The sequence below is a fragment of the uncultured Roseobacter sp. genome, assembly GCF_947492555.1.
Classification (GTDB): domain Bacteria; phylum Pseudomonadota; class Alphaproteobacteria; order Rhodobacterales; family Rhodobacteraceae; genus Roseobacter.
Window position 1 is genome coordinate 1,041,287 of sequence record NZ_CANLNE010000001.1, and the last position, 18,400, is coordinate 1,059,686.

16 protein-coding genes are annotated in these 18,400 nt (G+C 61.4%); 12 read left to right on the top strand and 4 right to left on the bottom strand.

What is annotated here, in order from left to right; all coding sequences use genetic code 11:
* The first annotated feature begins 129 nt into the window (after positions 1-129).
* Both Q1A07_RS05060 and Q1A07_RS05065 read left to right on the top strand, forming a co-directional pair.
* Entirely contained in the window at positions 130-1,134 is a 1,005-nt protein-coding gene (locus tag Q1A07_RS05060; protein ID WP_299778392.1) for a LysR family transcriptional regulator, read from the top strand.
* Positions 1,135-1,202: 68 nt separating this feature from the next.
* The gene (locus tag Q1A07_RS05065) at positions 1,203-1,895 is read left to right on the top strand and encodes an NAD-dependent deacylase (RefSeq protein WP_299778393.1); all 693 of its coding nucleotides are present in this window, start codon (positions 1,203-1,205) and stop codon (positions 1,893-1,895) included.
* A 59-nt stretch (positions 1,896-1,954) separates the two neighbouring features.
* Here the strand turns inward: Q1A07_RS05065 and rpmB are convergent, their stop codons facing one another.
* Together rpmB and meaB are read right to left on the bottom strand one after the other, a co-directional pair.
* Positions 1,955-2,254 carry a 50S ribosomal protein L28 gene (rpmB, locus tag Q1A07_RS05070; RefSeq protein ID WP_195821689.1) on the bottom strand — a complete coding sequence of 100 codons (300 nt, stop codon included), beginning with the start codon at positions 2,252-2,254 and terminating at the stop codon, positions 1,955-1,957.
* A 137-nt stretch (positions 2,255-2,391) separates the two neighbouring features.
* Positions 2,392-3,381, bottom strand: a complete 990-nt coding sequence (gene meaB, locus Q1A07_RS05075; protein WP_299778396.1) for a methylmalonyl Co-A mutase-associated GTPase MeaB — start codon at positions 3,379-3,381, stop codon at positions 2,392-2,394.
* Between the two features lie 94 nt (positions 3,382-3,475).
* Here meaB and hrpB point away from each other — a divergent pair, with 94 nt between their 5' ends.
* The 3 genes from hrpB to Q1A07_RS05090 all read left to right on the top strand — a co-directional run bounded on the left by hrpB (position 3,476) and on the right by Q1A07_RS05090 (position 7,096).
* A complete protein-coding gene (gene hrpB, locus Q1A07_RS05080) occupies positions 3,476-5,914 on the top strand; it encodes an ATP-dependent helicase HrpB (protein ID WP_299779176.1) in 2,439 nt (812 codons plus the stop codon).
* 4 nt (positions 5,915-5,918) lie between these two features.
* Positions 5,919-6,467, top strand: coding sequence for a sugar O-acetyltransferase (locus Q1A07_RS05085; protein WP_299778398.1), 549 nt, complete (start codon positions 5,919-5,921; stop codon positions 6,465-6,467).
* 170 nt (positions 6,468-6,637) lie between these two features.
* Entirely contained in the window at positions 6,638-7,096 is a 459-nt protein-coding gene (locus Q1A07_RS05090; protein ID WP_299778400.1) for an NUDIX hydrolase, read from the top strand.
* Positions 7,097-7,103: 7 nt separating this feature from the next.
* Here the strand turns inward: Q1A07_RS05090 and argF are convergent, their stop codons facing one another.
* Together argF and Q1A07_RS05100 are read right to left on the bottom strand one after the other, a co-directional pair.
* Positions 7,104-8,030: an ornithine carbamoyltransferase gene (gene argF / locus Q1A07_RS05095; protein ID WP_299778401.1), complete on the bottom strand. Its 927-nt coding sequence runs from the start codon at positions 8,028-8,030 to the stop codon at positions 7,104-7,106.
* A gap of 73 nt (positions 8,031-8,103) precedes the next feature.
* Positions 8,104-9,279, bottom strand: a complete 1,176-nt coding sequence (locus Q1A07_RS05100) for an aspartate aminotransferase family protein (RefSeq protein WP_299778403.1) — start codon at positions 9,277-9,279, stop codon at positions 8,104-8,106.
* 255 nt (positions 9,280-9,534) lie between these two features.
* Between Q1A07_RS05100 and Q1A07_RS05105 the strand changes: the two genes are divergently transcribed.
* The 7 genes from Q1A07_RS05105 (at position 9,535) to Q1A07_RS05135 (ending at position 18,383) form a co-directional block, all read left to right on the top strand.
* The gene (locus Q1A07_RS05105) at positions 9,535-10,422 is read left to right on the top strand and encodes a DMT family transporter (protein WP_299778404.1); all 888 of its coding nucleotides are present in this window, start codon (positions 9,535-9,537) and stop codon (positions 10,420-10,422) included.
* Between the two features lie 126 nt (positions 10,423-10,548).
* Positions 10,549-11,118 (top strand): GcrA family cell cycle regulator, encoded by a 570-nt coding sequence (locus Q1A07_RS05110; RefSeq protein ID WP_299778405.1) that lies wholly within the window; start codon positions 10,549-10,551, stop codon positions 11,116-11,118.
* A gap of 113 nt (positions 11,119-11,231) precedes the next feature.
* Positions 11,232-12,854: a thiamine pyrophosphate-binding protein gene (locus Q1A07_RS05115; protein WP_299778407.1), complete on the top strand. Its 1,623-nt coding sequence runs from the start codon at positions 11,232-11,234 to the stop codon at positions 12,852-12,854.
* Positions 12,841-14,046 (top strand): CoA transferase, encoded by a 1,206-nt coding sequence (locus Q1A07_RS05120; RefSeq protein WP_299778408.1) that lies wholly within the window; start codon positions 12,841-12,843, stop codon positions 14,044-14,046. The genes Q1A07_RS05115 and Q1A07_RS05120 overlap by 14 nt, the downstream gene beginning before the upstream one ends.
* 174 nt (positions 14,047-14,220) lie before the next feature.
* On the top strand, positions 14,221-15,570 hold the full coding sequence (locus Q1A07_RS05125; RefSeq protein ID WP_299778409.1) for a tetratricopeptide repeat protein: 1,350 nt from the start codon (positions 14,221-14,223) through the stop codon (positions 15,568-15,570).
* Between the two features lie 48 nt (positions 15,571-15,618).
* A complete protein-coding gene (locus Q1A07_RS05130) occupies positions 15,619-16,860 on the top strand; it encodes an OpgC family protein (RefSeq protein WP_299778410.1) in 1,242 nt (413 codons plus the stop codon).
* Entirely contained in the window at positions 16,860-18,383 is a 1,524-nt protein-coding gene (locus tag Q1A07_RS05135; RefSeq protein WP_299778411.1) for a glucan biosynthesis protein, read from the top strand. The genes Q1A07_RS05130 and Q1A07_RS05135 overlap by 1 nt, the downstream gene beginning before the upstream one ends.
* Positions 18,384-18,400 lie beyond the last annotated feature (17 nt).

The window sequence follows — 18,400 nt, forward strand, 5'->3', positions numbered from 1 at the left end:
GTCCCTGTGGTGTTGGCACCCTACCCTCCGGCAAATCCCGCCCCGCTGCAAGAGCCCATGCCTGCGCCGATATCTTTGGAAATTCGACATATAGAGCATGTGAGTTCTCAATATTTCTTGACGCATGACATGAATACCCTCAAGAAACCCGAAACTGCGCGAAGGGTGTTCAACATGATGAAGGGGATCACATTGCGCGGGCTGGAGGTTTTCGAGGCCCTGGCCAGTACCGGTTCGGTCGCGCAGGCCGCCGCGCGCACGGGTCTCAGTCAACCTGCCGTCAGCCAACAATTGCGCAACCTTGAGGCGGCCCTCAGCACGGACCTCATCGATCACGGACGTAGACCGATGCGCCTGACCCCCGCCGGCACGCTCTTCCTGCACCGGGCCGAGGCGGCACTGGCCGAACTGCGGTTGGCGCAAAGTGAGTTGACCGTGATGGACCTCGCTCATCTCCGCGCCCTCAGCATCGGCATCATCGATGATTTCGACGACAGCCTGACGCCGCGGCTGGCAACGATCCTCGCCGACAGTCTCACGGGCTGCCAGTTCAAGATGATTACCGCCTCCAGCAATGATCTGGCACTGGCGATGGTGGAAAAGCGCCTGCATCTGGCAATTTCAGCCAGTACGGGCCGACCATTGGAGGGTGTCATTGAACATCCGTTGGCGCGCGATCCCTTCATGCTGGTGGCGCCCAAGGGCACCCAGGTGGCTGAAAATGCGTTGCCTGCGCCGGATGGCTTGCCCTTCCTGCGCTACGACGCGGATCAGCTGATCCGCCACCAGATCGAAGCGCATCTTGCGGGACATGTGGGCGATCACCCCGAACGCTTCGAGATCGGCAGCCATCTGGCGCTGATGGCCATGGTTGCGCGCGGCATCGGCTGGACGATCACAACGCCTCTGGGGTACATGCGTGCACATCGGTTTCACAGCGATCTGGTCGCCTATCCCCTGCCCGGGCCGCCGTTTTCCCGGCAGATATCACTCTTTGCAAGCGAAGACTGGGCCGACGATGTGCCATTGAACGTGGCGCAGACGATGCGGCGGCTGATCAAGACCCATATGATTGACCCCGCCCTTTCCGAGCTGTCTTTCCTGTCCGGTCACTTGCAGGTTCTGGAAGCCTGACGCCTGCGCGCTTTGACACTAGTACACGGGCGCGGCATCTATGGGTCAAGATATCAGGAGGCAGGCCCGTGCAGAAAATCGTGATCCTTACCGGTGCCGGAATTTCCGCGGAGAGCGGTCTGGGTACCTTTCGGGCCGAAGGTGGACTTTGGGCACAGCATCGGATCGAAGATGTGGCCACGCCAGAAGGCTTCGCCCGTGATCCAAAGCTTGTGGTTGATTTCTATAATGCGCGGCGCGCGCAGGCAGCGGAGGCCGCACCCAACGCAGGTCACATCGCGCTGGCCGAGTTGGAGGAGGCCTTCAGCGGTGAAGTTGTCGTGATCACGCAGAATGTGGATGACCTGCACGAAAAAGCAGGCAGCAGGAAAGTGATGCACATGCACGGTGCGCTCAAAAGCGCGCTCTGCGCCGCCTGCGATCATCGCTGGCCGGCGCCGCTGGCCATGGCACCGGGCGACACCTGCCCCTCGTGTCAGGCGCCAGCAGCCCGCCCCGATATCGTCTGGTTTGGCGAAATGCCCTACGACATGGATGAGATTTTCGATCATCTGGCAGGCGCGGATGTCTTTGCCAGCATCGGCACCTCGGGCAACGTCTATCCCGCTGCAGGTTTTGTAGCCGAGGCCCGCAGGGCAGGCGCACATACCGTTGAATTCAACCTCGAACCCTCGCTGGTCGGCAGCCAATTCGACGATATCCGCATCGGACCGGCCAGCCAGACCCTGCCGCTCTGGGTCTCGGAGCTGTTGAAGGGCTGAAACGACAACACCCCGCCCGATCCGGGCAGGGTTTCATTACATTCAAAAACCGGCTGTGGTCAGCTCAGCGCTTCTGCCGTATCGGACGACTTGGCGATTGCCTTCTTCACTTTCAGCGCGTTGGGCGACAGCTCGCTGTCCTTGGCTTTCGCCAGGAACTTGTCCAGCCCACCGCGGTGATCAACCGTGCGCAGGGCTGCGGCGGAAATACGGAACTTGAACGCGCGGCCCAGTGCTTCGGACTGCAGGGATACATCGTTCAGGTTCGGCAGAAAACGCCGGCGGGTTTTGTTGTTGGCGTGGCTGACATTGTTGCCAGTCATCGGGCCTTTTCCGGTCAATTCGCAAACGCGCGACATGGGTTTATCCTTTTATCTGAGCCGTCCCGGCGGTCCGGTAAACGACAAAAGGGGGCAGCCTCAGGCCACGCCCCGGAAATTCGTTTGCTGGCTTTAGTGGGAATCATCCCTCCGGTCAACCCGAAGGGGCGCGGAATTCACTGATTTGATGCATCGGCTTTGCGTAGATCCGCCAGAAACTCTTCTGCCGCTGCTGCGGGGGTTTTTGCACCACTCTCCACATCTTGGCTCAGTATGGCCAGGCGTGCCTTGGCAGGCGCCGTCTCCAGCTGAGACAAAAGCGCGTTCCTGACGTCCTGTTCGAACCAATATCGCGCCTGATCCGCCCGCGTCGCCTCCCAGAACCCATTGCTCTGGCGCCAGTCGCGCAAGCCGGTCAGATCGGTCCAGACATCCTTTATTCCCTGTTCCTGCAACGCCGAGACCATCATCGCCTTGGGAAAATCGGTGGGGTCCTGTGGACGCTTACGTAGCAAACGCAAGGCCCCTGCGTAGTCGGCACAGGTCCGGGTCGCGGCAGGTTTCAGATCACCGTCCGCCTTGTTGATCAGGATGATATCGGCAATCTCCATGATCCCGCGCTTGACGCCCTGCAGTTCATCGCCGCCTGCAGGGGCCAGCAGCAGCAGGAAGATATCCGCCATCTGCGCCACAACCGTTTCTGACTGGCCGACGCCCACGGTCTCGATCAACACAACGTCGAACCCCGCCGCTTCGCATAGGGCGACAGCCTCGCGGGACCGGCGCGCGACCCCGCCCAGATGGGTCTGGCTGGGAGACGGGCGGATAAAGGCATTGGGCACCCGCGACAGCCTGTCCATCCGGGTCTTGTCCCCAAGAATGGAGCCACCGGACCGCGTCGAAGACGGGTCCACCGCCAATACGGCAACCTTCAATCCCTGATCCACCAACATCATGCCAAAGCTCTCGATGAAGGTGGATTTGCCCACGCCCGGCGTGCCCGAGAGACCGATGCGCAGCGCCTGCCTGTCCTTTGGCAGGGCATCCAGCAGAGCCGCCGCCTGCTGGCGGTGATCGGTGCGGGCGCTTTCCACCAACGTGATGGCGCGGGCCAGTGCCCGGCGCTCGCCTTGTGCGACACGCTCTGCCAGATCGGCGATATCCATAGGCCCTTGTCCCTCTTTTCTGAAATGGTTTTCCGGCAGCCGTTGCTAAATGTCCAGAGCTTGGCTGCGCCGGGGCTTTTCGCTAAGCAGAGGCATGCGGTTTTCCCTGCCCATCGACAACATTCTGACGGATGCCATTGCGCAGCTGCGCGCATGTGGTCGGCTGGTGCTGCAAGCCCCGCCCGGCGCGGGTAAGACAACAAGAGTGCCGCTGGCCATGCTGGAGGCTGACATTGCCCCGGGCAAGATCATCATGCTGGAGCCGCGCAGGCTGGCGGCGCGCGCCGCAGCCGAACGGATGGCCGACACGCTGGGCGAGGCCGTAGGCGACACCGTCGGATATCGCATCCGGGGCGAGGCCAAGACGTCGGGCGCCACCCGGATCGAGGTGGTGACCGAAGGCATCCTGACCCGCATGATCCAGTCACAACCCGATCTGCCGGGTGTGGGCGCGGTCATCTTTGACGAATTTCACGAACGCTCGCTCAACGCGGATCTGGGGCTTGCGCTTTGTCTGGATGTGGCGGGCGCGTTACGCGACGATCTGCTGCTTGTGGCCATGTCCGCGACGCTGGATGCAGCACCGATCGCCCGCTTGATGGATGCACCGATCCTCACATCGGAGGGTCGGGCCTTCGAGGTGACCCCGCATTGGCTGACGAAACCCGTGGCCAAAACGCAACGACTGGAACGGGCAGTTGCCGATTTGACGCTGCAGGCTTTGGACACAGACGACGGCAGCGCGCTGGTGTTCCTGCCCGGCGAAGCAGAGATACGCCGCACGCAGGCCGCGTTGCAGGGGGCTTTGCCGCCGGACACGACATTGCATCCGCTCTACGGGGCCATGCCCTTCAAGGAGCAGCGCAAGGCCATCGCGCCAGCGCAGTCGGGACGTAAAGTGGTTCTGGCCACCTCCATTGCGGAAACCTCCCTGACCATCGAAGGCATTCGCATTGTGGTCGATGCAGGGCGCGCGCGGCGGGCGGAATTCGACCCCGGGTCCGGCATGTCCCGGCTGATCACAACGCGGGTGACGCGGGCGGAGGCCACACAGCGGATGGGGCGCGCAGGACGTGTCGCGCCCGGCGTTTGCTACAAGCTCTGGACGAAGGGCGAAGAAGGTGCCCTGCTCTCCCATCCTCCGGCTGAAATCGACGTGGGTGATTTGACCGGACTTGCGCTTGAACTGGCCCTCTGGGGCGGCACGCCGGAACAGATGCAGTTCGTCACACCCCCCCACGCCGGGCGGTTTGAAGAGGCGCAGACGGTGCTGAAAATGCTCGGCGCTCTGGACGAAAAGGCTCAGATCACGGCACATGGCAAGGCGTTGGCGGCCCTGCCCTTGCATCCACGCCTTGCCCATATGGTCGCAGTGGGCGGGAGTGATGCACCACTTTTGGCTGCAATCTTGTCTGAACGCGATATTCTGCGGGGCGCACCCGTGGATTTGTCATTGCGCATCGAGGCCATTAAGAACCTAGGCGCTTTCCATGTAAAACACAATCGGGAGCCGCATCGCCCCACCGTCACCCGTGTTCGGGAAGAAGCAAGAAGGCTCAAATCCAAGACCTCAACGAAAGGGCCAAATGCACCGGGGGTACTTGCTGCCCTAGCCTATCCGGATCGGGTTGGCGCACGCCGCGCCGGGGACCAGCCGCGATTTCTGCTGTCCGGTGGAAAAGGAGCGGTGATGCCGGAGAGCGATCCGATGGCCAACATATCATTACTGGTCGCCACCGATCTGGACGGCGACCCGCGCGAGGCGCGCATCCGGCAGGCAATTCCCCTGTCGCAGGCCGAGTTACGCGACACCTTCCCCAATCAAATCGGCTGGCACGACGCTTGCGTTTGGTCCCGACGCGACGGACGCGTGCTGGCACGACGGCAGGAAAAGTTCGGAGCGCTGATATTGGAAGACCGTGCCTGGAAAGATGCGCCTGCCGAAGATGTGGCGCGCGCGATGCTGGAGGGTGTGCGGCAGATCGGTTTGACCCCGGACGACAAGGCACAACGTTTCATCGCCCGCGCGCGTCTGATGCAAGCTGCAGATGACACCTTTCCGGACTTCTCGGAGCAGCATCTCATTCAGACGTTGGACAGCTGGTTGCTGCCCCATCTGAACGGCGCGCGCACCGCCGCCGATTGGAAATCATTCGACCTTTGTCCCGCGTTGCGGGCCCGGCTGGATTGGGATCAGACGCAACGCATGGACGCCGCTGTGCCGTCCCATTTTACCACGCCGCTCGGCCGCAAGATCGCCATCGACTATGATGACGCGCGGCCACGCATCTCTTTGCGCTTGCAGGAGGTTTTTGGTGTCACGCGACACCCGCAAGTAGCCGGTACACCCGTGCAGTTTACGTTGCTGTCTCCGGCGCAGCGCCCGATACAGGTGACCGAAGATCTGCCAGGTTTCTGGGCGTCTTCCTACGCGGATGTGCGCAAGGACATGCGCGGGCGGTACCCGCGCCACCCCTGGCCGGAGGACCCGACGCAGGCCGATCCGACCCTGCGCGCCAAACCGAGAAAGTGACCCCATGACGCAGACCTCTTACGAACAGATGATCAGCGGCGATTGGTACAATGCCCTGACCCCGGAACTGGATATATTGCGGATGAACGCCCGGCGCGCGGTTTACGCGCATAACACCTGCCCGCCCGAAAAGCGCGGCGGCATGGCGCCGGAGCTTATGGCACTTCTCAAATCCGTCGGGCGCGAGTGCCTGATCGAGGCCCCGTTTCACACCGCCTATGGCTGCAACACCACGCTGGAGGACGACGTCTTTCTGAACGCAGGTGTCACGATACTGGACAGTGCCCCCGTAACGATCGGGACGCGCAGCATGCTGGGCCCCAACGTGCATATCTACTGTGCGGATCATCATCGCGATATTGCCAAGAGACGCGCCGGGATCGAACGCGCCCTGCCCGTGACGCTGGGTGCGGATGTCTGGATCGGTGGTGGCGCGATCCTGATGCCTGGGGTTACCATCGGAGCTGGTGCAATCGTTGGTGCGGGGTCGATTGTGACCCGGGATGTCGCCGAAAACGGGCGCGTCGCTGGCAATCCGGCGCGTCCCATCTAGCGACCCCCGGATTAAATTTCCTTGTGTAATCATGTTTACAGAAAATTTGAACTTTTTGCCTATTCTCGATCCGGAACAGGCTGAGAAACTTATCCACACATCCAGTGATTTGAAATCTCAGCGAAAATCGGTATAGTGATTAGAAATAAGGCAGGTTATAAAAAACGACGATGTTTGCATTTGTTAAATCCCATTTCGAGGACGCCTTGCGTTTGGTCCTCAAACCCACGCGCGCGCGACAGGTCGCCGCCGTGTGTTACCGGCATACGCGCGCCGGAAAAAAGGTGCTGCTTGTGACCAGCCGGGGCACCGGGCGCTGGATTGTACCGAAAGGGTGGCCGATAAAAGGTCTGGAAGATCCGGAAGCGGCACTTCAGGAAGCCTGGGAAGAGGCAGGTGTCACATCGGCGGACATTCAGACCGATCCGATTGGCACCTACGACTATGACAAAAAACGCGCGGGTGGTGATGTCACCCCCGTGCAGGCGCAGGTGTACGTCGCCGAAGTGGAGAGCATGGCAGACAGCTACCCGGAGGATCATCAGCGCGAACGCCGGTGGTTCAGCCAGGACGAGGCGGCATCCCGCGTGCAGGAACCAGAACTCAAAGCGATTTTACGCGATCTCTGAGGCCTGATCAGACCTCCAGACACCAGCGCAGAATGGCTTTCTGTGCGTGCAGACGATTTTCGGCCTCATCAAAGATGACCGAATGCGGCCCGTCCATCACCTCGGACGTCGCCTCGTCATCGCGATGGGCAGGCAGGCAATGCATGAACAGTGCGTCGGGCTTGGCCTTGGACATCAAGGCTTCGTCAACGCGGTAGGGGCGCAGCTGATTGTGCCGACGTTCCCGCGCGGACTGCGCATCGTGCATCGACACCCAGGTATCCGTTACCACCAGATCCGCGCCCGCCACAGCCTTGTCGGGGTCCCGTTCGATCTCCACTTTCGACCCTTTGGCCCTTGCCAGATCGACAAACTCCTGCTCGGGGTCCAGGGTCGGCGGGCCGGTGAAGGTCAGATCGAAACCGAACTGCCCCGCCGCATGCAAGAACGACGCGCAGACGTTGTTCCCATCGCCGGACCAGACCACCTTCTTGCCCTTGATCGGGCCGCGATGCTCTTCAAAGGTCAGTACATCCGCCATGATCTGGCAGGGGTGCGTCCGGTTGGTAAGACCATTGATCACCGGCACGGTGGCAAACTCCGCCATCTCGGTCAGCACCGCCTCGTCAAAGGTCCGGATCATGATCAGATCCACATAGCGGCTGAGCACGCGCGCGGTGTCTGCGATGGTCTCACCGTGTCCCAGCTGCATGTCCGAGCCGGACAGCACCATGGTCTGCCCGCCCATCTGGCGCACACCAACATCGAATGAGACACGCGTCCGGGTCGACGGTTTTTCGAAGATCAGCGCAACCATGCGATCCTTGAGCGCCGGATCGTCGTCCAGCGCACCGCGTGAACGGCCCGAGCGGGCTGTCTTCATGGTCGACGCGCTGTTGATGATCTGCCGTAAATCCGATGGATCGGTCAGGTGAATATCGAGAAAATGGTTCATAGTTTGTCGTTTCGTCTTTGAATTTAAATTGTGCCGATCCCTGACCGACGCAAGGTCCCGGCCTTAAGGAACGTTAGGCCGCTGACAGCGCCACTGCAGCGGCGTCCAGACGGTCAATCGCCTGCGCGATCTCCTCGTCTTCGATCGTCAGCGGTGGCAAAAGACGGATCACATTGTCCGCCGCCGGAACGGTCAGCACCAGTTGATCGTAGCCCGCCTTGACCACATCGACATTCGCAGCCTTGCATTTGAGCCCCAGCATCAGGCCCGATCCACGCACGCTTTCGAACACATCGGGATGTGTCGCGGTCAGGCCCTCCAGCTTTTGCCGCAAAAGCCCGGCCTTGCGGTTCACGCTGTCCAGAAACGCGGGGTCCGTCACGTGATCCATCACCGCGGACCCAACTGCACAACCCAAAGGGTTGCCGCCGTAGGTCGAGCCGTGGGTGCCCAACGTCATACCGCGCGCCGCCTCTTCGGTCGCCAGCACCGCACCGAGGGGAAACCCGCCGCCAATGCCCTTGGCTACCATCATGATATCCGGCGTGATCCCGGACCATTCATGCGCAAAGAGCTTGCCGGTTCGGCCGACACCGCATTGCACCTCATCCAGGATCAGCAGGATACCCTTTTCATCACAAAGATCGCGCAGTCCCTTGAGGCATTGATCGGGCACAGGGCGGATGCCACCTTCGCCCTGAACGGGCTCCAGCAGAATGGCTGCTGTCGTGTCGCTGATCGCCTCCGTCAGCGCATCGTGATCGCCGAACTCCAGATGCACAAACCCCGGTAACAGCGGACCGAAACCCTTGGTCATCTTCTCAGAGCCTGCCGCGGCAATGCCTGCCGATGACCGACCGTGGAATGAGCCGGCGAAGGCGATGATATCGGTCTTGTCGGGCTGATCTTTTTCGTACCAGTACTTGCGCGCCATCTTCACGGCCAGTTCGCAGGCTTCCGTGCCGGAGTTGGTGAAAAACACCGTGTCGGCAAAGCTGTGCGCGGTCAGTTTATCCGCCAGTTCCTGCTGTTTCGGGATCTGATAGAGGTTGGAGGTGTGCCAAAGCGCCCCGGCCTGTTCTGTCAATGCGGCCACGAGGGCGGGATGTGCATGCCCCAGCGCGTTGACCGCAATGCCAGCACCCAGATCCAGAAAACGTCGCCCATCCGCCTCGATCAACCAGCTGCCATCGCCTTTGACAAAGCTGAGCGGAGCACGGGCATAGGTGGGCAAAAGGGTCGGGATCATCGGATCATCCTTTTCAGGGGTCTGTAGCAAGAACACAACACGTGCATGAGCCAAACAGACAGGTCAACATTTTAAGTGAGAAGTGGAGGAATGTGCCGGGCGCACAAGATCATGGCAGCGGGATTATGCGGCTGCGCGTCGTCGGTTCATTTTCAACATTAACGTGATCATGGCAAACGGCTACCGTATTCCGGCAGATTTGCAAAGCCCTTTTCATGCTTGATGCCCGTGCGGTTCGGGCGCATAGCAGCCAGAATGTTCCTGCCGAAAAAGCATAATCCCGGGCTTGCCGTCTTGCTGATGATCGTGGCGACGGCCTTCATTGCCGCTACCACCCTTTTTGCCAAGGCGCTTGGGGGTGATACCCTTGGTCCGCCGCTGCACCCGTTCCAGATCAGCCATGGGCGTTTTGTCTTTGCGTTCATCGCTATCGCGTCGGCGGTCGCGGCGACGCGGCCTCAATTGACGCGCCCTCATTGGGGTCTGCATTTTGCCCGCACGTTCTTTGGGTGGGGCGGCGTCACGCTGATGTTCGCCTCCGTCGCCTTCATCCCGCTGGCTGATGCCACGGCCATCGTGTTTCTCAACCCGGTTTTCGGGATGATCCTGGCCATCCCGCTTCTGGGGGAAAAAGTCGGGCGCATCCGCTGGAGCGCGGCTGCTATTGCGTTGGCCGGGGCAATGCTTCTGCTGCGCCCGACACCTGAGAGTTTTCAGGTTGCGAGCCTTCTGGCGCTTTCGGCCGCAGTGATCATGGGGGTGGAGATCATCTTCATCAAAAAGCTTTCCGGGCGCGAAGCACCGATCCAGGTTCTGCTGATCAACAACTTCCTCGGTGTCCTCATCGCCTCGGTTGCCGTTTTGGCGGTCTGGCAGATGCCGACGGCGGCTCAATGGGCTGTTCTGATCGCCTTGGGCATTTGCATGGCTTTGGCACAGGCCTGTTTCGTCAATGCAATGGCCCGCGCCGATGCAAGTTTCGTGGCGCCTTTCAGCTATGGAACGCTGATCTTTGCCACGCTCTATGACATTGCGTTTTTTGCCCAGATCCCCGATTGGATCACGCTAACGGGCGCAGGCATCATTCTGTCGGGCGGGCTCTTGTTGGCATGGCGCGAGGCGCGGCTGCGTCAATTGCCATAGATTGCGGCCCAAGTGACGCGCGTTCACCGCTTGTAACTCCGTCCCGAGTGACTAAAATAGGGCGATATCGATACTGACAAAGCGGTCCGCAGCCAGCAGGACCGCTTTTAAATTAGGGAATGGCTGATGTCGTGGACTGACGAACGCGTGGAAATGCTCAAGAAGATGTGGGGCGAGGGTCAATCCGCAAGCCAGATCGCCAAAGAGCTTGGCGGCGTGACCCGCAATGCCGTGATCGGCAAAGTGCATCGTCTGGGTCTGTCGAACCGCGCCACCGCGTCCGCCACGGCCAAGCAGGAACCCAAGGCCAAACCGGCCCCAAAGGCCGAAGCCAAACCCAAACCGGTCCCCAAAGCCGCCGAGCCTGCCGCGAAGGTAGAGGCCGAACCCGCGGCCCCCAAGCCGCTGCCCGCACGCAGGCAGATCATTCCGGCGGGTCAGCCCCTGCCCCCGCAGCCCTCGGCGAACGAAATCAGTCCCGAAGCGCTGGCCAAGGTGTCCGAAATTGAGAAGAAGGCCAAGAAGCTCTCCTTGATGGAACTGACTGAACGGACATGCAAATGGCCCGTGGGGGATCCGGCAACGGACGATTTCTGGTTCTGCGGCCTGCCCGTGCAGCAGGGCAAGCCCTATTGCGAAGCACATGTCGGCGTTGCCTTTCAGCCCATGTCTTCGCGGCGTGATCGCCGCCGTTGATCCGTCCCGCCCGCACCGGCGCGTCTTGAAACACTTCGAACACAATGGTGAATTGCGCTCGCCTCGGCATCGTTTATGACGATGCGGTGAAGTGACAGGCGGGAGAGCGGCACGTGGCCACATCAACAACGATCAGAGCGGCAGATGCCTTGGCGCGCCGTCTTTATGCCGAAGGGTGCCGCTACGCGTTTGGCATGCCAGGGGGCGAAGTCCTGACACTGGTTGATGCGCTTGAAGATGCGGGCATCCGTTTTATCTTGGCCAAGCATGAAAACGCGGCGGCCTTCATGGCCGAAGGTGCCTATCACCGTACGGGCGCGCCGGGCATTCTGGTGGCCACCGTTGGCCCCGGTGCCCTGAACGGCGTAAACGCCGTGGCCAACGCGCATCAGGACCGTGTGCCCATGATCGTGCTGGCCGGGGCCGTCGATGCGGACGAAGCCCAGACCTACACGCACCAGGTGCTCGATCAGCAGGCCGTGTTTCGCCCCATCACCAAGGCCACGTTTTCGCTGGTGCCCGGTGCCGCCCATGTGATCGCGGATAAGGCCGTGGCCATGGCCACCGAAGGCCGCCCCGGCCCGGTTCATATCGACGTGCCGATCTCTGTCGCGGATGCGCAGGTTCCTGCAAAAGCCCCGCCCCCGCGCGCCAAGGCCTCTGCCACTGCGCCCTCGGGCGACGATCTGGAAACTGCGCGCGCGTGGCTGCAAAGCGCCGAACGCCCCGTCATGATCCTGGGGCTGGATGCGATGGTCGAAAACGCCGGCGCAGAGGTCACCGCCTTTGCTGAACGCTTTGGCGTGCCGGTGATCACCACCTACAAGGCCAAGGGGTTGCTGGCAGAAGATCACGCACTGGCCCTTGGCGGTGCCGGGTTGTCGCCGCTGGCGGACCGCCACCTGCTCCCGTTCATCGAAAGCGCCGATCTGGTCCTCTGTGTCGGCTACGATCCGATCGAAATGCGGGTGGGCTGGCGCGACATCTGGGACCCCACTGACCAGCGGATCATCGATATCACCGCCGAACCCAATCATCACTACATGCATCAATCGAGCCTCAATTTCATCGCCAACTGCGCCGCCAGCCTTGAGGCGTTGTCAGACGGTGTGACGCCGCAGACGACATGGAAGGGTGGCGAGATTGCCGCCATCAAAGCCGCGCTGTCGCAAGCCTTTCCCACGGATGAAGACTGGGGTCCCGCCGCCATCATGGACACCTGCCGCAAGGTACTGCCGCGCGAGACACTGGCGACGGTGGACAGCGGCGCGCACCGAATCCTGCTCAGCCAGATGTGGGAATGCCACGAGGCGCGCGGGCTGACCCAATCCACCGCCCTCTGCACCATGGGCTGCGCCATTCCGCTGGCCATGGGCGCCAAGCTCGCGGACCCTGACAGGCCTGTGGTCGGCTTTTGCGGGGATGCCGGTTTCCTGATGGTGGCAGGCGAGCTTTCCACCGCCGCCGAACTGGGGCTGAAACCGATCATCGTGGTTTTTGTGGACGCCTCGCTGTCCCTGATCGAGTTGAAACAACGCTCACGCCAGATGAAAAACCGCGGTGTCGATTTTGCCAAACATGATTTCGCGGCCATGGGTCTGGCCTTTGGCGGCGCGGGCCATACCGTGACCACCCGCGCCGAACTGACCGAAGCCCTACACACCGCGATGACAGCTGACACCTTCACCGTGATCGCTGCCGTGATCGACCGTGGAGCCTACGATGGCCGTATCTGACGCTCCCATGGCGCTCGACGGTCTGGTCGTGCTGGACCTCAGCCGCATTCTCGCCGGGCCGACCGCCACACAGATGCTGGGCGATCTCGGCGCGACCGTGATCAAGGTCGAGAACCCCAAGAGCAACGGGGATGACACCCGCAGTTGGGGCCCGAACTACGCCAAGGACGCTGCGGGCAACCCGACCGATCTGTCGGCTTACTTCATGGCCGCCAACCGCAACAAGCTGTCGATCTCCGTCGATCTGTCGAGCGATGAAGGCCAGCACACTGTGCGCCAGCTGGCAGCGCGGGCGGACATCGTGGTTGAAAACTACAAACCCGGCGGTCTGGAGAAATATGGGCTGGATCACGCGACCCTTCTGAAGGCCCATCCCGGCCTTGTCTATTGCTCGATTTCCGGATTTGGCCAGACCGGCCCCAACAGCGCACAGCCGGGATATGATCTTATGGCCCAAGGCTATGGCGGGATCATGTCCCTGACCGGTGCCCCGGACGGCCCGCCGATGAAAGTGGGCGTGGGCATTGCCGACGTGATGTGCGGGATGTACGCGACCATCGGCATTCTGGCCGCCCTACGCCACCGCGACAGGACCGGCGAGGGTCAGCACATTGATCTGGCGCTGGTCGATGCGCAAATGGCCTGGCTGATCAACGAAGGCACCAATTTCCTGACCTCCGGTAAACTGCCGGAGCGGCGCGGCAATGCGCACCCGAACATCGTGCCCTACGATGCCTTTCCCTGCGCTGACGGGCACGTGTTGTTAGCCGTCGGCAACGATGCCCAGTTTGCGCGGTTCTGCGATGCCTTCGGTATGTCCGCCCTTGCAGAAGACCCTGCCTATGCCACGAACCTTGCCCGGATCGAAAACCGCGTGGCGTTGACCGCAAAGATCACGGCAGCGCTGGCCGATTTACCGCGCAAAGACGTCCTGGCCCGCTGCCACGCCGTAAAGGTGCCCGCAGGCCCCATCCACACCGTGGCCGAAGCGCTGAACTCCGACCAGGCCAAGGCGCGCGATACCGTCGTGCAGGTCCAAGCCGCGGACACCGCGGGTGACGCCGTTGCCCTTTTGGGCAATCCCCTGAAGTTCTCCCGCACACCAGTCACGTACCGGCACGCGCCGCCGCGCTTTGGGCAAGACACCCAGACCGTGCTTCGCGCCTTTGAAATCAAGCCCAAGGCGGACTGAAACACACCCGCGATATCGGCTTCATTTCGCCTGTATTCCGGGCTTATTCCTGAAACATTGGCGGAAATCTAACACGCGGCTTCACGTTGGCGTGTACCGGCTGGCCGGAACCTTCGCGCGTGGCGTTATTGAGGTAAAGAATTGTTCTGTTCCGAGAATAAAGGCGCGATCCTGATGATGTATGATATCTGTAACAGCCCCGTTTCGCTTTCCACGCAAAAGGCGCTGGAGCACTGGAATGGCATGGTACGGGCGTTTCTGGCCCATAGTACCGCAACGCCAATCCATTTGGGTGCCGTGCTCACGAGCCATCCGGATTTCGCCATGGGCCACGCAGCACGCGGATTGTTCTCCCTGATGCTGGGACGTGCGGAGTTAACGAAAACGGCGCAAGAGGCGGCAATAGCTGCCCATCTGGCCTGCGCGAACACAACCCCAAGCTTTCGCGAGGCCGCCTGGACACGCGCCCTGGATCACTGGCTCGACGGGCACCCCACCAAGGCTGTCGCCGCAATGGAAGGCGTCTTGACCCGGCACCCCGAAGATACGCTAACAGCCAAGGTCAGCCACGCCATTCGCTTCATTCTCGGGGATGCCACCGGCATGCGCGCCTCCATCGAACGGGTGCTGGAGGCGCATGGCCCCGATCATGCCTGTCGCGGGTTTGCCCTAGGGTGCCACGCCTTCGCATTGGAAGAAACCGGGGCCTACGACCGGGCCGAAGCCGCAGGGCGCGAGGGGCTGGCACTGGCGCCGGACGATTCATGGGGGCTGCATGCGGTCACCCACGTCTATGACATGACGGCGCGGCCCGACCTGGGGATCGCCTTGATTGAAGGCAACACCGGTGCCTGGGATCATTGCAACAATTTCCGCTACCACGTCTGGTGGCACAAGGCGTTGTTGCACATGGACCGCGGTCAGCTTGATGTGGCACTTGGCCTCTACGACGCCCAGATTCGCGCTGACAAAACGGATGACTACCGTGACATCTCGAACGCCACATCGCTATTGATCCGGCTCGAGCTGGAGGGCGTGGATGTCGGCCCCCGCTGGGAAGAACTGGCCGATCTTGCGCAGAACCGTACCGAAGACGGCTGCGTCGTCTTTGCCGATTTGCACTACATGCTGGCACTAACTGGAGCGAACCGTCCGGAGGCGAAAGCTGCGATGACCCGGCGGTTTGCACAGGATGCCGCGAAATCCGGTGAGATGCCAAGGCGCTATGCCGATCCCGGGATGGCGGCCCTTGCCGGGCTGAATGCCTTTGCCGAAGGGCGCTATGACGCGGCTTTCGCCGATCTGACCGCCGCACGCCCGACGATGCAAACTATCGGCGGCAGCCACGCCCAGCGCGACGTTTTCGAACGCATCACCATTGACGCTGGCCTGCGCGCGGGTCGTTACGAGCAGACCGAAGCCGTGATTGCAGACCGTCTGGCGCGGCGCGCAGGACGGCCGGACCGTTTCACCACCACCCGTCTGGCCAGCATTCAAGAGGCCCGGCGGATCCCCGCACAATGATCGCAAGCCCCTGATGACAATTCCTTTTACACAGCATAAAGACCGGCCATGACACTTGCCGACCCCGCCCATATGACCCCAAGCGCCTCCCCTTCGCGCACCAAACCTGCCCCCGTGGCAAAGCAGCGTGACGTCCGTCTGGATTTCTTTCGCGGCATTGCGATGTTCATCATTCTCTTTGCTCATACGCCGGGGAATTTCTTTACGTCCTGGATTCCCGCGCGCTGGGGCTTTTCAGACGCGACCGAGATCTTTGTGTTCTGTTCGGGCATGGCCTCTGCCATCGCCTTTGGACGCGCATACGATACCGTCGGCTGGCGGCTCGGCACGGCGCGGGTCAGCTTTCGGGTCTGGCAGGTCTATTGGGCGCACATCGGGCTCTTCTTCGCCGTGGCGACCCTGCTGGCCGCCATCGACATGACCGGGGCGTACGACAAGGTCTATATCGGCACGCTGAACCTGTGGAAGTTCTTTGCCGAACCGGGACCGCAACTCGTTGGGTTGCTGACCCTGACTTACGTGCCGAACTATTTCGACATTCTGCCCATGTATATGGTCGTGCTGGCGATGATGCCCCTGATTATGGCATTGTCCCGGGTGCATCTCGGTCTGGTGGCGGCCTTTGTTGGGCTTGTCTGGCTCTTTGCGCAGGAACGGCTGCTGGCTTTGGTCGGAGTTGATCACCTGAACCTTGCCCTCCCGGCGGAGCCGTGGTCGGACAGGACGTGGTTCTTCAACCCCTTTGGCTGGCAGCTCATTTTCTTTACTGGCTTTGCCTTCATGCGCGGCTGGTTGCCCAAACCTCCTGTTTCGCCACTGTTGATCGGTATCGCACTGGCTCTTGTCTTGGTGAACATCCCGCTGTCGAATATCGGCGTGCGTGAATTTGGTTTTGACTGGGCCCGCGACTGGCGCATTGCCAACAAGATGCTGATCGACAAATCCGATTTCGGGCTGCTGCGGTATGTGCATTTCCTGGCGCTTGCGTATCTCTGCTGGGTGGCGGCAGGCGACAAGGGTGCGCGGCTTTTAACACAAGGCGACGGTATCGCGGCCCGCATCTGGCAGCGCACGCTCGCGATCATCCTGAAGGTCGGACAGCAGTCGCTCGCCGTCTTCATCGTGAGCATGTTCACTGCGCGGGTCAGCGGATTTGTCATGGATAACATCGGTCGCGACACATGGACTGTCGTGGCTGTCAACTTCGCAGGCATGGGTGTGCTTGTCCTGACCGCCTACGGCGCGGGCTGGTACAAATCCCAACCCTGGCGCAAAAAGGCGGTGCACTGATGCTACGTCGTGATGTTCTGAAATCCCTTGCCGCACTGGCTGCGGTGCCATCGGCCAGCTTCGCCGAAGAGCCCGGATTGCAACTGGGGGATGCGCAGCCCTTCGATGCATCCACCGTGCGCGCCCGCGCAGTGGAGCTGGCAGAGGCAGAGTACACGCCGCGCCCGTTGATCCCCGAAAGCTGGCGGAACCTGACCTATGACCAATATCGCAAGATCTGGTTCGACGGGCGCAACGCGCTCTGGGAAGGCTCGCTCAGACCGCAACGTGTCGATGTCTTTCCGCCCGGGCTCTATTTTCCACAGGCGGTGGAGATCAATGTCGTCGAGAATGGCACCGCGCGGCCTCTCGCCTTTGATATGGGCGTTTTCGACAGCACCGACAAATTCCCCGATGTCGAGATCGACGCGACGCTGGGCTATTCCGGCCTGCGTCTGCGGGCGGAGTTGGAGCAAGCGGGCATTTTCCAGGAATATGCCGTCTTCCAGGGGGCCAGCTATTTCCGCGGGATCGGCACAGGCGAGACATACGGTTTGTCCGCGCGCGGACTTGCCATAAAAACCGGCGATCCGATGGGCGAAGAATTCCCCGACTTCACCGCCTTCTGGCTGGAAACACCGCAACCGGGGTCCGGGTCTGTTTTGCTGCACGCCCTGCTCGACAGTCCCAGCTGCACCGGTGCCTACCACTTTGATATCTCCCACGGCGACACGCTGCGCATGGCGGTATCGGCGGAGATTTTCGCGCGAACGGACATGGACCATGTGGGCATCGCTCCGCTGACCTCCATGTTCCTTTTCGACGAGACCATGCGCCAGCGGTTCGACGACTTTCGCCCCGCGGTGCACGACAGTGATGGCCTGCTCATCCACAATGGCGCGGGTGAGACGATCTGGCGGCCGCTTGCAAACCCACTAACGCTGCAGATCAGCGCGTTTTCCGACAATAATCCGCGCGGTTTTGGCCTGATGCAGCGCCCCCGTGAGTTCCGTGACTATGCGGATCTCGAAGCACTTTATCACTCGCGGCCCTCCCTGTGGATCACCCCGCAGGAGGATTGGGGGCAAGGCTCTGTCACCTTGGTCGAGATCCCGGCAGATCTGGAGATTTACGACAATATCGTCGCCTATTGGCGCCCGTCAGAACCCATTCTGGCCGGGCAAAGTCACCAGATGAGCTACCTGATGGATTGGGGCGACGATCCGGCCCCAAAGGCTGACATGCCGCTGCGCGTACTCAGCACGGCCATAGGCGGGCGCCCCGAAGGCGGCAAGGTGGTCACCATCGATTTCGAAGATGGTGCGCTGGTGCCTGACGATCTGTCACGGCTCGATATCATCCTGCGCGGCAGCGATGGCACGCTGTCCGACGGGCTGGTGCAAAGAAATCCTGAAACCAATGGACCCCGTTTGGCGTTCACCTTTCAGGCGGGTGAAGCCAGATACATCGAATTCAGGGCGCAACTGCGCCTCGATGGCACGCCGCTCAGTGAGGTTTGGCTCTACAGGTGGACAACGGGATGAGCGAAGGTACGGACACG